10 protein-coding genes are annotated in these 14,172 nt (G+C 63.1%); 8 read left to right on the top strand and 2 right to left on the bottom strand.

Features of this window, described 5'->3' with window-relative positions; all coding sequences use genetic code 11:
- Nucleotides 1–210 precede the first annotated feature (210 nt).
- The 5 genes from mqnE to HMPREF1985_RS03310 all read left to right on the top strand — a co-directional run bounded on the left by mqnE (nucleotide 211) and on the right by HMPREF1985_RS03310 (nucleotide 4,979).
- Nucleotides 211–1,332: an aminofutalosine synthase MqnE gene (gene mqnE, locus HMPREF1985_RS03330; protein ID WP_040636914.1), complete on the top strand. Its 1,122-nt coding sequence runs from the start codon at nucleotides 211–213 to the stop codon at nucleotides 1,330–1,332.
- The gene (locus tag HMPREF1985_RS03325) at nucleotides 1,319–2,410 is read left to right on the top strand and encodes a radical SAM protein (protein ID WP_040636910.1); all 1,092 of its coding nucleotides are present in this window, start codon (nucleotides 1,319–1,321) and stop codon (nucleotides 2,408–2,410) included. The genes mqnE and HMPREF1985_RS03325 overlap by 14 nt, the downstream gene beginning before the upstream one ends.
- 9 nt (nucleotides 2,411–2,419) lie before the next feature.
- Entirely contained in the window at nucleotides 2,420–3,469 is a 1,050-nt protein-coding gene (gene mqnC, locus HMPREF1985_RS03320; protein ID WP_021771049.1) for a cyclic dehypoxanthinyl futalosine synthase, read from the top strand.
- A 12-nt stretch (nucleotides 3,470–3,481) separates the two neighbouring features.
- The gene (locus tag HMPREF1985_RS03315; RefSeq protein WP_021771048.1) at nucleotides 3,482–4,342 is read left to right on the top strand and encodes a phosphorylase family protein; all 861 of its coding nucleotides are present in this window, start codon (nucleotides 3,482–3,484) and stop codon (nucleotides 4,340–4,342) included.
- 70 nt (nucleotides 4,343–4,412) lie between these two features.
- Nucleotides 4,413–4,979 (top strand): Maf family protein, encoded by a 567-nt coding sequence (locus HMPREF1985_RS03310; protein ID WP_021771047.1) that lies wholly within the window; start codon nucleotides 4,413–4,415, stop codon nucleotides 4,977–4,979.
- A 65-nt stretch (nucleotides 4,980–5,044) separates the two neighbouring features.
- Here the strand turns inward: HMPREF1985_RS03310 and treC are convergent, their stop codons facing one another.
- Both treC and treP read right to left on the bottom strand, forming a co-directional pair.
- Nucleotides 5,045–6,679, bottom strand: coding sequence for an alpha,alpha-phosphotrehalase (gene treC, locus HMPREF1985_RS03305; protein ID WP_021771046.1), 1,635 nt, complete (start codon nucleotides 6,677–6,679; stop codon nucleotides 5,045–5,047).
- A 12-nt stretch (nucleotides 6,680–6,691) separates the two neighbouring features.
- The gene (gene treP / locus HMPREF1985_RS03300) at nucleotides 6,692–8,641 is read right to left on the bottom strand and encodes a PTS system trehalose-specific EIIBC component (protein ID WP_021771045.1); all 1,950 of its coding nucleotides are present in this window, start codon (nucleotides 8,639–8,641) and stop codon (nucleotides 6,692–6,694) included.
- A 246-nt stretch (nucleotides 8,642–8,887) separates the two neighbouring features.
- Here treP and HMPREF1985_RS03295 point away from each other — a divergent pair, with 246 nt between their 5' ends.
- The 3 genes from HMPREF1985_RS03295 to HMPREF1985_RS11765 are packed head-to-tail and all read left to right on the top strand — an operon-like array spanning nucleotide 8,888 to nucleotide 14,164.
- Complete coding sequence (locus HMPREF1985_RS03295) at nucleotides 8,888–10,258, top strand: sodium-dependent transporter (RefSeq protein ID WP_021771044.1); 1,371 nt, start codon at nucleotides 8,888–8,890, stop codon at nucleotides 10,256–10,258.
- A 28-nt stretch (nucleotides 10,259–10,286) separates the two neighbouring features.
- On the top strand, nucleotides 10,287–11,468 hold the full coding sequence (locus tag HMPREF1985_RS03290) for an exonuclease SbcCD subunit D (protein WP_021771043.1): 1,182 nt from the start codon (nucleotides 10,287–10,289) through the stop codon (nucleotides 11,466–11,468).
- Nucleotides 11,465–14,164, top strand: a complete 2,700-nt coding sequence (locus tag HMPREF1985_RS11765; protein WP_021771042.1) for an AAA family ATPase — start codon at nucleotides 11,465–11,467, stop codon at nucleotides 14,162–14,164. The genes HMPREF1985_RS03290 and HMPREF1985_RS11765 overlap by 4 nt, the downstream gene beginning before the upstream one ends.
- The last annotated feature ends 8 nt before the right edge of the window (nucleotides 14,165–14,172 follow it).

The raw sequence follows: 14,172 nt of genomic DNA, 5'->3' as shown, positions 1-14,172 counted from the left end.
CTGCTTAAAAGCATAACACAAGGTGCGTCCTCCTTTCACGATTATTTTGTAACACATGTATTGTAAACCTATCACTTGGGAAGAAATGCAAGCATTTTTATCCTAGGAAGACACGCTTTCGCATGGTATAATGATATTTACGTATGCATATCGGACATTTCTTCCATGCTTGCGCAAGCAAATGGATCTGAAAAAGGAGGCGATCGTCTTTTGCTGGCAGCACGAGACTATCAGGATATCGAGGACAAGGTTCTGCGTGGCGAGCGCCTGACGCGCGAAGACGGCGTGCGGCTCTTTCACTGCACGGATCTCGCCTGGCTCGGCGCGCTCGCGGACCACGTGCGGCGCGTAACGTGCGGCGACATCGTATACTACAATGTGAATTGCCACGTCAATCTCACGAATATCTGCACGTCGCACTGTGCGTTCTGCGCATTCGGGCGCGACGCGGATGCAAAGGGCGCGTACGCGATGACGGAGCAGGATGCCATATCCCTCGTCGAGGATGCGATGCGCGACCCGAATCTCGCGGGGCTGCACGTCGTCTCGGGGCTGCATCCGACGTGGACGTTCGAGGATTACGTCTCGCGGCTTGAGGCGATCCACCGCCGTTTTCCCACGCTTTATATCAAGGGATTTACGGGCGTCGAAATCACGCATTTTGCCAAGATTTCAGGGCTTTCGGTGCGCGCGGTGCTCATGGAGCTAAAGGAACGAGGCGGGCTTCAGGCAATCGCGGGCGGCGGCGCGGAGATCCTATCGGACCGCGTGCGCGGCGCGCTCTGCCCGGAAAAGGCGACGGCGGATGAGTGGCTTTTGGTAGCGCGCACGGCGCACGGGCTCGGCATCAAGAGCAACGCGAGCATGCTCTACGGCCATATCGAGACGCTGGAGGAGCGCGTCGATCACCTTATCCGCCTGCGCGACTTGCAGGACGAGACGGGCGGCTTCCAGACGTTCATCTGCTTTCCGTTCCTGCCGAAGCATACGAAGCTCGGCGAGAAGGTGAAGCAGACGAGCATGTGGGACGATCTTCGCACGATGGCAATTTCGCGTCTCATGCTCGACAATTTCCGCAACATCAAGGCGTACTGGGTCATGCTGACGGTTCCCGTCGCACAGGTCGCCTTGGGATTTGGCGCAAATGACATCGACGGCACGGTGCACAAGGAAACCATCCTGCACGATGCGGGCGCGGCGAGCCCTGTGGCGCTCGCGGAGGATCAGATCATCCGCATCATCCGCGAGGCGGGCAGGCGTCCTGCCGCCTGCGACTGCAATTTCAATATCCTTCGCATAGTCGATGAGGGGGCGCGGCATGGACAGCATTAAGAAGGCCCGCCGTAGGGCGGAGCGGGGCGAGCGCCTGTGCCTTGCGGATGTGCTTGCACTCTACGAGGATAACGACCTCACGTTCCTTGCTGCCTGCGCGCGGCGCGCGAAGGAAAAGGCGAGTGGGCAGCGTGTCTACTACACGATCAACCGCCACATCAACCTCACGAATATCTGCAGCTCGAACTGCCCGCTCTGCGCGTTTCAGGTCGAGGCGGGCGACGCGCGCGGCTTCGTGATGGAGCGCGCGGATGTCGCAAAGGCGCTTGGACAGGCAAGGGCCGTAAGGCACCTTTCGGAGATCCACATCGTCAGCGCGCTGCACCCCGACAAGCCGTTTTCGTATTATTTGGACGTCGTGCGGCAGGTGCGCGCAGCGCTCCCCAATGTGGACATCAAGGCGTTCACGCCCGTCGAGATCGTGAATTTCGCGCATCAGACGGGGAAACCGATCCGCACGGTCTTGACGGAGCTAAAGGAAGCCGGGCTTCAAAGCCTGCCCGGCGGCGGCGCGGAGATCCTCTCGGATCGCGTGCGTAGGATCATCTGTCCGAAGAAAGCGACCGCAGCGGAGTGGCTCGAAACGATGCGCACGGCGCACGCGCTCGGCATTCGCACGAACGCCTCGATGATGTACGGGCATATCGAGACGGTAGAGGAGCGCATGGAGCACCTGCTCGCCATTCGCGACCTGCAGGACGAGACGGGCGGGTTCCAAGCGTTCATGCTCTTTCCGTTTCATCCTGCCCATACGAAACTTGCCGAGAAGTACCATTTGGCGCGCGTCGGCTCGTGGGAGGACATGAAGATGCTCGCGCTCGCGCGCCTCGTGCTCGACAACATCGCGCACGTGAAGGCGTTTTGGGTCATGCTCACGATGCCTGTCGCACAGCTCGCTTTGGGGTTTGGCGCGGATGACCTCGACGGCACGATCGGCGAGGAGAAAATCATTCACGCGGCGGGCGCAAAGACGCGGACGGGCATCACGCAGGAAGATCTATGCCGCATCATTTGTGAGGCGGGCTATACGCCCGTCCTGCGCGACACATTTTATCGGCCGATCGAAGCGGGCGAGTAGGAGGAAGCCATGCGAATCGAAAGCAAAGAGGCAGAGGAGCTGCTCACGGGCGGCGATCTCATCGCGCTGGGGCGCGAGGCGGATGCCGTGCGCCGCGAGCGGTTCGGCGATACGGTGACGTTCCTCATCGACCGCAATATCAACTATACGAACGTCTGCTGCAACGAATGCCGGTTCTGCGCATTCTTCCGCCGCAGGGAGAGCGCGGACGCATACCTGCTTTCCTATGACGAGATCCTTGACAAGGTGCGCGAGACGGCGGAGGCGGGCGGCACGCAGGTCATGATACAGGGCGGGCTGCACCCAGACCTGCCGCTTTCCTACTACGAGGAGATGCTGCGGCGCATCCGGGCGGCGTATCCCGCCATCCGCATTCATTCGTTCACGGCGACGGAGATCGCGCACTTCGCCGAGCGGGCGGGGATCTCCATCGAGGACACGCTGAAGCGCCTGCAGGCAGCGGGACTCGATAGCCTTCCAGGCGGCGGCGCGGAGATTCTGGACGATGCGGTGCGGCGCCGCGTGAGTCCGAAGAAGATCCTGACGGAGGACTGGCTCGCCGTCATGCGGGCGGCGCATAAGATCGGCATGGAGAGCACGGCGACGATGGTCATCGGGCTCGGCGAGACGATGGCGCAGCGCGTGCACCACATGGAGCGCATTCGCCGCCTGCAGGACGAGACGGGCGGATTCCGCGCATTCATCACGTGGACATACCAGCCGCACCATACGGAGCTCGGCGGCGAGAAGGCGAGCAGCTGGGACTACATGCGCACGCTTGCGATGACGCGCCTGTACCTCGACAACATCGCGCACATCCAAGGCTCGTGGGTGACGCAGGGCGAGCGGATCGGACAGCTCACGTTGGGCTTTGGTGCCGATGACGCGGGCAGCATCATGCTGGAGGAAAACGTCGTGCGCGCCGCCGGCACGCGTTACGCGATGAGCACGGAGAAGATGGTGCGGCTGATCGAGGGCGCGGGCAGACGCCCCGCGCAGCGCGATACGGAGTACCGCGTCATCAAGCGCTTTGACGGAAAACGCCGTGAACGTGAATAAGGAGGATTCGATATGGCAACCACGCTGCGTCAAGAACGGATTCCCAAGGCCGCCTTCGGCATGGTCGGCGGCTCCGGGACGCTTTCAAGCGATTTCCCGCGCCACGTGCAGGATGCGGACGTCGAAATTTTGGAGGAGGAGCTTCGCTTTGAAACGCCGTACGGGATAAGCCCCGTCCTGCGGCTCTTTCGCGTGGGGGAAAGACGCGTGCTCGCCTGCCGCATGCATGGCTGGCGCTCGGGCGTGACGCGTGCGGACGCCTCGCGGCAGGTCTTTTGGGTGTTTCGCGAGGCGGGCGTCTCCTGCGTGCTCGCAGAAGGCGGCGTCGGCACCGTGAACCGACTCTTAGGTGTGCGCGACCTCGTCGTGCCCGACGACTACCTCGACCTCACCGTGCGCAAGGATGTCATGCTCGACGGCCGTTATTTGCTCGTCATGCGCGATGCGCTCTGCCCCGACCTACGCCGCCTGCTGCTCGATTCGGCAAGGAAGCATTTTACGGGGCGCATCTTTGACCGCGGCACGTATGCCTGCACGGACGGCCGCCACTTTGAAAGCCCCGCCGAAATCGCCATGCTGAACGGGCACGCTGACATCGTCGGGCAGAGTATATGCCCTGAGGTCTATCTCGCGCGTGAGATCGGCGCGTGCTATGCGGGGCTCTACTTCACCGTCAACTACGGCGAGGGGATACGCCCGTGGTCGCACGAGGTACTTGAAGACATTTTCTACGACGATGCCCCCATGCTCGCCGCCATCCTATTGGACACGATCCGCAAGGCCGATGCAAGCGTGCGCCCCTGCGCGTGCCAGAGCCTGCGCAAGGAGACGCTGCTGAAGGACGTGTACAGTGAGGCGTCGGATAAGGGATAGTGCGAAGCATACGGCGCGTTCGCCGTATGCTTCGAAGACCATCGCGAATCCGATGCGTAGGAGGGAATCTATGATTTTGCTCGCATCGCAGTCGCCGCGCCGAAGGGAATTGCTCGCGCAGATCGGCTGTTCGTTTGAAGTGCTCGTATCGGACGCCGAGGAGGTCATGACGGACGCGCTTGCGCCGGAAGATGTCGTGCGCGAAAATGCGCGGCGCAAGGCACTGGCCGTGGCAAAGCTGCGGCCTGACGTGCCCGTGCTCGGCGCGGACACGGTCGTGGCGAGGGCGGGGCATATCTACGGCAAGCCGAAGGACCCGGCGGACGCGCGGCGGATGCTTGCATCGCTCGCGGGCGGCGCGCACGAGGTGCTGACGGGAATCGCCTTTGCCCATCATGGAAGGGTATTTGACGATGTCGTGCGGACGCGCGTCTTCTTTGCGCCGATGACGCAGGAGGAAATCGTGCGCTACGTGGCGACGGGCGAGCCGATGGACAAGGCGGGCGCGTACGCCGTGCAGGGCAGGGCGGCGGCGTTCATCGAGCGCATCGAGGGCTCGTACTCGAATGTCGTCGGGCTGCCGCTCCATGCCGTCTGCATGCTCGCCAAAAGGGCGGGTGCGAACCTTGGCATCTGACCGAAAAAGACAACCAAGCCCATCCGCGGCGATTTACGCGGATGGGCTTTGCTTTTTCGGTATCTTTAGTTTTCGAGCACGACGACTTCGTAGGGGCGGAGCGTTTCTTCTAGCCCTTCGTAGTTGCCGAGGCACTTTCGCCAGCCGGCGGCTTCGAGTGCCTCGATGCTGTCCTCCGCTAGGGCGGCAGGCGTTGCGCGGAAGTTGCAGTAGACGCGGAGCTTCTCGTCCTTTCGCGCGCGCTCGTAGGCGACGACGTCCGCGTTCGCGCGCTCGCGGAAGGAAATCGTGCCCGCCTGGATGATGGGGCGTTCCTTGCGCAGGCGGATAAGCTTTTGATAGAAGTGAAAGACGGAATCGGGATCGTTCTGCGCGGCTTCGGCGTTGATTTCCTTGTAGTTTGCAGGCGGGGAGAGCCACGGCGTGCCGGTCGTAAAGCCCGCGTTTTCGCCCGCGCTCCACTGCATCGGCGTGCGGCTGTTGTCGCGCGAGCGCACGCCTAGGATATGGAGCGCTTCTTCCTTGGTCTTGCCTTCTTCTAGGAGAATTTTGTAGTAGTTGCGGCTCTCGACGTCCTCGTACTGGGCGATGTCCGTGTACTTCGCGTTCGTCATGCCGAGCTCTTCGCCTTGGTAGATGTACGGTGTGCCGCGCATGAGGTGGATGCACGCGCCGAGCATCTTGGCGGATTCCACGCGGCAGTGCACATCGTCGCCGAGGCGGCTGACGATGCGCGGCTGGTCGTGGTTGCACCAGAATACGGCATTCCAGCCGCCGCCCGCCTCCATGCCCTCCTGCCAGTCGGCAAAGAGGTTCTTGAGCGCCATGATGTCGGGCGGCATGAGCGCCCACTTCGCGCCGCCTGCGTAGTCGATTTTCAGGTGGTGGAAGCTGAACGTCATGGAGAGCTCTTTTTCCTTCGGGTTCGAGTAGCGGATGCAGTTTTCGATCGTCGTCGAAGACATCTCGCCGACGGTGATCATCGCGTCGATGCCGGTATCCGCCGTGAGCTCCTTCAAGAATTCGTGCACGTGACGCCCGTCGGTGTAGAATCGCCGGCCGTCGCCCTCGTAGTCGTTTTCAAAGACGGCGGGCTTGGAGATGAGGTTCACGACGTCGAAGCGGAAGCCTTCGACGCCTTTTGCCTTCCAGAAGCGGATGACGTTCTTGAGCGCTTCGCGCACGCGCGGGTTCTCCCAGTTGAGGTCGGCCTGCGAGACATCGAAGAGGTGGAGGTAGTACTTTTTGAGCGCGGGCACGTACTCCCATGCACTGCCGCCAAATTTCGATTCCCAGTTCGTCGGCGGGCTTCCCGGCACTCCATCCTTGAAGATGTAGTAATCCAGGTAGGTGGGATCGCCCTTGAGCGCGCGCCGGAACCATTCGTGGTCGGTCGAGGTATGGTTGAACACCATGTCGAACATGAGTCCGATGCCGCGCGCCCTGGCCTCGCGGATGAGGGTCTCCACGTCCTCCATCGTGCCGAAGCGCGGATCGACGGCGCAGTAGTCGGCGACGTCATAGCCGCCGTCGTTCTGCGGTGAGGGGAAAAACGGCGTGAGCCAGAGGAGGTCGACGCCCAGCTCTTTCAGGTAGCCGAGCTTTGCGGTGACGCCCTTCAGGTCGCCGAGCCCATCCCCGTTCGTGTCATAGAAGGATTTCGGATAGATCTGATAGACGACTTTGTCCTGTACGTTCATCTCATGGTCTCCTTACTCCGTCGTGATGATGACGGTCTTTCCCGCCTCGGCACGGATTCCCGTGTGATATTCGATGGCTTGCGCCGTGCCCTCTGCCGTGACGATGCACATGGTGACATCCGAGTGGCCTGCCGCCTTGATCTTGGCGCGGTCGAAGCGGATGAGCGGGTCGCCGCGCTTTACGAAGGCGCCCTTTTGCACGAGGTAGGAGAACCCGTTGCCCTTCATGTCCACGGTGTCGAGACCGACGTGCAGCAGGAGCTCCATGCCGTTGGATAGCGTGAGGCCGATCGCATGGCGCGAGTCGTCCATGGTGACGGAGACGCGCGCCGAAACCGGCGAATAGAGCACGTCGCTCGTCGGGCGGATGGCGAGGCCGGGCCCGACGATGCCTTCGGAGAAAACGCCGTCGCCGACTTCCTTTAGGTCGATGGCCTCGCCGTCCAAAAATGCCGTCATTTCATGCTCGCTTTCTGGAAAGACCGAGGGCTTCGCCGTATCCGCGGCCTGGTCTTTCGCCGTTGCCGCCTCTTGGGCGTCCGGCGCTGCGCTCACGCCGCGCCTCATGCCGATGAGGACGGTCAGGACGAAGGGGATGGCAATGGCGAGCGCGATGCTCATCGCGAACGAGAGCATGAACGGCGGTTGGATGGAGAGGATGCCCGGCAGGCCGCCGACGCCGATCGCGTTTGCCGTCGTGCCCGTCGAGACGCAGAGCACGGCGGCGCATGCCGATCCCGTCATGCCGCAGAGAAACGGGAAGTAGTATTTGAGGTTGACGCCGAAGATGGCCGGTTCGGTGACGCCGAGGTAGCAGGAGACGCACGCCGGCACATTGACTTCCTGCGCGGCGGCGTTTTTGCGCTGCAGGTAAATCATGCCGAGGACGGCAGAGCCCTGCGCGATGTTTGAGAGGGCAATCATCGGCCAGAGCATCGTGCCGTGGTAGTCCGCGATGAGCTGCAGGTCGATGGCGTTTGTCATGTGGTGCAGGCCCGTGATGACGAGCGGCGCGTAGATGAAGCCGAAGATGGCGGCGAAGACCGTCTGGAAAGAGCCCGTGATGCCCGCGTAGACGACGCTTGAAATGGCAGATCCGATCGTCCATCCAATCGGACCCAGGACGAAGTGCGCTGCGATGACGGCGAGCACGAGGCTGCAGAACGGCACGACGATCATCGAGACGACCTGCGGCGTAACCCTGCGGAAGAATTTTTCGAGGTAGGCGAGGGTGAACGCGGCGAGAATCGCCGGGAGCACTTGCGCCTGATAGCCGATCATGTGAACCTTGAATGCGCCGAAGTCCCAGACGGGGATTTGGTCGGGCGGCGTGCCCGCGACGGCGTAGGCGTTCAGGAGCTGGCTCGAGACGAGCGTCAGGCCGAGCACGATGCCGAGCATCTGTGTCGTGCCCATCTTCTTCGTGACCGACCAGCAGATGCCGACGGGCAGCATGTGGAAGACCGCCTCGCCGATGAGCCAGAGGAATTTGTCCATGCCAGCCCAAAATTGGCTGATTTCGACGAGTGTCTTCGTTCCGTTCTCAAAGAGTGCAAGCTGGTCGATGCAGTTGCGGAAGCCCAAAATAAGACCGCCTGTGATGATGGCCGGGATGAGCGGCGCGAAGATCTCCGCGACGACGGCGACGGCGCGCTGGAGCGCGTTTTGGTTCGCGCCTGCCGCGCGCTTCACGGCGTCCTTCGAGACGCCCTCGATGCCGGAGACGGCGACGAAGTCATTGTAGAAGTCCGCGACGGTGTTGCCGATGATGACCTGGAACTGGCCCGCCTGCGTGAAGCTGCCCTTGACGACCTTCATCGCCTCGATTTTCTTCACGTCGGCTTTCGCCGGGTCGCCGAGCACGAAGCGCATCCGCGTCATGCAGTGCGTCACGGCGGCGACGTTCTCCTTGCCGCCGACGAGTGCGAGGAGCTCTTTCGCGTCCTCTTGGTATTTGCCCATGGAAATCCCCCTTCTGAAACGATACAAAACGTTTATGGTTCTATTAGAACACAGAAGCCCTGTTTGGTCAATGGGGCTTTCGCGCTGCGGCATGGAAATGCTCCAAATGCTCCATTGGATTGCTTCATTGGATTGCAAGCCTGCAGGTTGGTTCTTGGCATCCTCAGTTCGAACTGGACAAACCGCGCTTGGAAGCGTATGATAAAATACAGTGGTGTTTTAAGTTATAGGCAAGGATGTGTTTTCATGGAACGCGGCAGTTTTTCCACGCGGCTCGGCTTTATTCTCGTCTCGGCGGGGTGCGCGATCGGGCTGGGCAATGTTTGGCGTTTCCCGTATATCACAGGACTTTACGGCGGCGCATCGTTCGTGCTTGTCTATCTCGTCTTTCTCGCGATACTCGGACTTCCGATCATGGTCGCGGAGTTCGCCGTCGGGCGCGCGAGCGTGCGCAGCGTCGCGATGTCGTTTGATGCGCTTGAGCCGAAGGGGACGAAGTGGCATCTCTACAAGTACGGCGCGATTGCGGGCAATCTGATCCTCATGATGTTTTACACGACGATCACGGGCTGGATGCTCTACTACATCTATCGGATGGCGACAGGAGGCTTCGTGGGGCTCGACGCGGCAGGCGTGGGCGCAGTGTTCACGGATCTCCTCGCTTCGCCCGGCGTGATGGCCTTCTGCATGGCGGTGACGGTGCTCCTCTGCGGCGGCGTCTGCTACCTTGGCGTGCAGCGCGGCGTCGAGCGCGTCACGAAATGGATGATGATCTGCCTCCTCCTGCTCATGATTGCGCTCGCCATCAACTCGGTCTTGCTGCCGGGGAGCGGCGAGGGGCTTCGCTATTACCTCTTCCCGGATTTCGGGCGGCTCATGGAGCACGGCGTGCAGGAGGTCGTCTTCGCCGCGATGGGGCAGGCATTCTTCACGCTCTCGCTCGGCATCGGTGCGCTCGCGATTTTCGGCAGCTACATCGGCAAATCGAAGCGTCTGACGGGCGAGGCGATCTGGGTCATCGTGCTCGATACGTTCGTCGCGCTCATGGCAGGCCTCATCATTTTCCCCGCCTGCTTCAGCTACGGCGTGAGCCCGGCGAGCGGACCGAACCTGCTCTTCGTCGCACTGCCGAACGTGTTCAACCACATGCCGCTCGGCAGGCTTTGGGGCAGTCTCTTTTTCCTCTTTATGATGTTCGCCTCGATGTCCACGGTCATCGCGGTCTTTGAGAATCTCATCTGCTGTTTTCTTGAGCTGATCCGCCGTGACCGCAAGATCATCATCCGCTGGGGAATCCCGACGATCATGCTGCTCTCGATGCCCTGCATTTTGGGCTTCAATGCTTGGAGCGGCTTCACGCCGTTTGGCCCTGGCTCTGGCGTCCTCGACCTGGAGGATTTTTTCGTGAGCAACAATCTCCTGCCGCTCGGCAGCCTCGTTTACCTGCTCTTCTGCACGAGCCGCTACGGCTGGGGCTGGGATGCGTTCACGCGCGAGGCGGATACGGGGCGCGGCATGGCGTTTCCGAAGTGGGCTCGCTTCTACGCGACATGGATCTTGCCGCTCATCGTGCTGATTATTTTCGTCAACGGATACTACGCGCTGTTTTTCAAATAGGCGAAACGATTCGGAAGGAGGGCGCACCATGCGGTTCATTCACACGGCGGACTGGCATCTCGGCAAGCTGTTCGGACAGCGCTACATGACGGAGGACCAGGCGTTTGTGCTCGATGCGCTCGTCGAGGCGGTGCGAACGTACGCGGCCGATGCCGTCGTCATCGCGGGCGATGTCTACGACCGCAGCGTGCCGCCGGCGGAAGCCGTGGCGCTCTTTGGCTCCGTGCTCGGAAAGATCCGCGCGGCGGGCGCGGAGGTGCTGTTCATCTCGGGCAACCATGACAGCGGACGGCGGCTTGACTTCGGCGCGGAGGTGCTCGCTATGGCAGGCGTCCATGTCCGCGCGCGCCTGACGGACGACCTTTCGCCCGTCATCATCGGGAGCGCGGAGGGACCTGTCGCCTTTTCGCTCATCCCGTATCTCGATCCCATCGAGGTGCGGGATGTTTTTGGCATCCGCGAAACGCTTTCGTTCGACGAGGCGGCGGCGCTCGTCGTGGAGAAGGCACGCGCGGCGCTTCCCGGCGGCATGCCGAGCGTCGCCGTCGCGCACGCGTTTCTTGCGGGCGGCGTCAGGACGGAGTCGGTGCGTGCGCTGTCCGTCGGCGGCAGCGATCAAATATCGCCTGCGCATTTCAAGGATTTTTCGTATGCGGCGCTCGGCCATCTGCACGGACCGCAGCGCGCGGGGGCGGAGACCATTCGCTACGCGGGCTCGCCGCTCTGCTATTCGTTTGACGAGGTTCGGCAGGAAAAGGGGTTCGAGCTTGTTTCGATTGATGCGGCGGGTGCGGTCTCGCATGCATTTCACGCGCTCGCGCCGCGCCATGCCGTGCGCGTCGTCGAGGGGATGCTGGACGACCTTCGTGCGGGGAGCGACCCGCTGCCGAGGGACGACTACGTGCTTGTCCGCCTGCTCGACACGGTGCGCCCGCTCAGTGCGCGCGAAAAGCTTGCGGAGCGCTACGACAACATCTTCGGCATCGAGTTTCCAAATTTCAAGGCGCAGGCGATCCGCTCCGAGGCGCGCACCGCGAACGAGGGCGTGAGCGACATGGAGAAGTTCGCCGATTTTTACCGCGAGGCGACAGGCGAGGCGATGACGGAAGAGCAGCGGGCCTTTTTCACCGAATGCGTCGATGCGATGGATCGTGAGGCGCGTGCGGAGAAGGACGCGCGGGAAGCGCCGGAAGGGAGGGCGAGCGAATGAGACCGCTGAAGCTGCGATTTTTCGGCATCGGCTCGTATGCGGCCGAGCAGGAGCTCGACTTTGCGCGCGGGCTGGATGGGCACGGGCTCTTTCTCATCCACGGTGCGACGGGCGCGGGCAAGACGACGATCCTCGACGCGCTGACGTACGCGCTCTACGGCGAGGCGAGCGGGAAAAGCCGCGAGAAGAGCAGCATCCTGCGTGCGGACCGTGCGCCGGAGGACGCGGTGACGTGGGCGGAGCTCACGTTTGCGCTGGGCTCTGCCGTCTATCGCGTCTACCGCTCGCTCAAGCAGGAAGTCCCGGGGCGCAAGACGCCGATCCCTGCAAAGGGCACGCTCTGCCGTCTCGACGGCGATGCGGAGGAACTTCTCGCGAAGATGCCGCAGACGGTGACGAAGCACATCGTCGATCTCATCGGCATCGACCATGACCAGTTCTGCCAAGTCGTCCTCTTGCCGCAGGGCGACTTTCAGAAATTCCTCGTCGCAGACTCGAAGGAGCGCAGCATCATCCTGCAAAAGCTCTTTCGGACGGAGCGCTACAGTGCGATTGAGGAGTGCCTGAAGAAGCGGGCGAGTGTGCTTGAAGCGGAGGCAAGGGAGCTAAAAAAGCGAGAGCAGATTCTCTTGGAGCAGGCGCATTGCGAGACGGTGGCGGCGCTTTGCGCACAGCTTGCGGGCGGCAAGGAAATGCTGCAGGCAGCGCAGGCGCGCGTGCGCGTGGCGCAGGGGCAGGCGCAGGAGAAGGAAGCCGCATGGCAGGCGGGCAAGGCGCTTGCCGCGCGGTTTGAGGAGGCTGCGGCGCGCGCGGCAGAGCTCGCGAAAAAACAGGCGGATGCCGTGACCATGGAAGCTTGCCGCACGCGCCTTGAGGAGGCGAAGCGCGCCGTCGTTCCGATGGAGCGCGAGAGCCGCGCCGTGATGCTCGAAGCGGAAGCGAAGCGGCGCGCCGACCTGCGCACGCGTGCGCAGGCGCAGGCGGAGCGAGCCGAGCAGGCGGCGCAGAAGGCGCAGAAGGCACTAGCCGCAGAGGAAGGGCGCGAGGGGGAGCGCGAGGCGTGCCGCAAGGAGCAGGCGGCGCTTGGCAGCCTCGTGCAGACGGCCGCGCAGTACAACGCGGCACAAAAGACGGCCGAGCAGGCGATGGGCGCGGCAGCAGAGGCACAGGGGCAGGCGGCGGCGCTCGTGCAGCGCGAGGAAGCCGCGCGGCGCAGCGCAGCACAGGCGGCAGAGCGACAGGGCGCCTGCCTGCGCACGCTCTACGAGCGAAGCGCAGCGCTTGCGCTCGCGGAGGCGCTCGTGGACGGGAAGCCCTGTCCGGTCTGCGGCGCGCTCACGCATCCGAGCCCCGCGCGGCGCGCGCCCGGTGCGGCGGAGAAAGACCGCGCGGACGAATACGAACGGGCAAAAGACGATGCCCGCGCCTACGCAGCGGCGCAGGAAGCGTATGTGGAGGCACAGCAAGTGGCGGATCGCCTGACGGCGGAGCGTAAGCGGGCGCAGGCGGCCGCCATGCAGGCGGGCGCGGCAGAGGGTGCGGCGCGGGGCAGTCTGCAGGCTCTAGCGGATGCGCTCCCAAAAGACCTGCGCGCGCCCGGTGCGCTCTTGGCGCGGCTCGGTCAGGCGAAGGCGCGTGGGGAAGCACTTGAGGATGCCTGGAAGCGGGCGCGGGCGCAGGCGGAGCAGGCAAAGGTCGCGGCGGCGCAGAAGCGTGCGGCGGCAGAGAGCGCGGAGACGGAAGCACAAACGGCGAAGGATGCGGCGCAAAAGGGGCGCGCAGACTTCGAGGCGGCACTTCTGGCATCGGAGCTGACGCGGGAGGCGTACGAGGCAATCGCGCGCGATCGGAATTGGCAGAAGGAGACGTACCGCAAGCGGATGGGAGAGCGCATCATCGAATTTTCCAAGGAGCTCGCGGGCGCCGAGCGCGCGGCAAAGGACGCTGCCTCTGCCATCGCGGGCAAGGAAAAGCCGGATACCCCCGCCCTCTTGCAGGCGGCAGAGCAGGCGCGCGAGCAGGCGCGCGCGGCGCAGCAGGAGGAGGCGGGGCAAAAGGCACGGCAGGAGCAGCTCGCGGGCATCGAGGCGGAGATCGCAAAGGGCGCGCAGCGGCATGAAAAACTCGATGCGCGCTACCGCCTTGCGAAGCGTCTCGCTTCCGTAGCGGGTGGCGAGCACGGCGTTCACTTCCAGACCTACGTGCAGCGCTCGATCTTCTGCGAGGTCATGGACGCGGCGAACGCGCGCCTTTCGATCATGAGCCGCCAGCGCTTTCAGCTTGTCATGGGCGAGCTCGGACAGGATCAGACGAAGGGCAGGAGCTGGGAAGGGCTTGAGCTTTCCGTGCTCGATGCGGAGACGGGGCGGCCGCGCGGCGTGCGCTCGCTCTCGGGCGGCGAGTCGTTCCTCGCCTCGCTTTCGCTTGCGCTCGGGCTCGCCGACGTCGTGCAGTCGTACGCGGGCGGCGTGCGGCTCGATACGATGTTCATCGATGAGGGATTTGGCTCCCTCGACATGGAGACGCTCGACACGGCGCTTGAAGCGCTCGTCGGGCTGCAGCAGGACAGCGCACGGCTCGTCGGCATCATCTCGCACGTCACGGAGCTTGAGGCGCGCATCCCCGCACGGCTTGAGGTCGAGCGCGGGGCCAAGGGAAGCCGCGCGTACTTTGCGATCGGCAGGCGGGAGGGATGAGAAAATAT

Origin of the sequence: Mitsuokella sp. oral taxon 131 str. W9106 (assembly GCF_000469545.1) — a bacterium.
Classification (GTDB): Bacteria; Bacillota; Negativicutes; order Selenomonadales; family Selenomonadaceae; genus AWVT01.
Note: the sequence above shows the minus strand (reverse complement) of the source record. Positions and strands in the feature narration are given on the sequence as shown.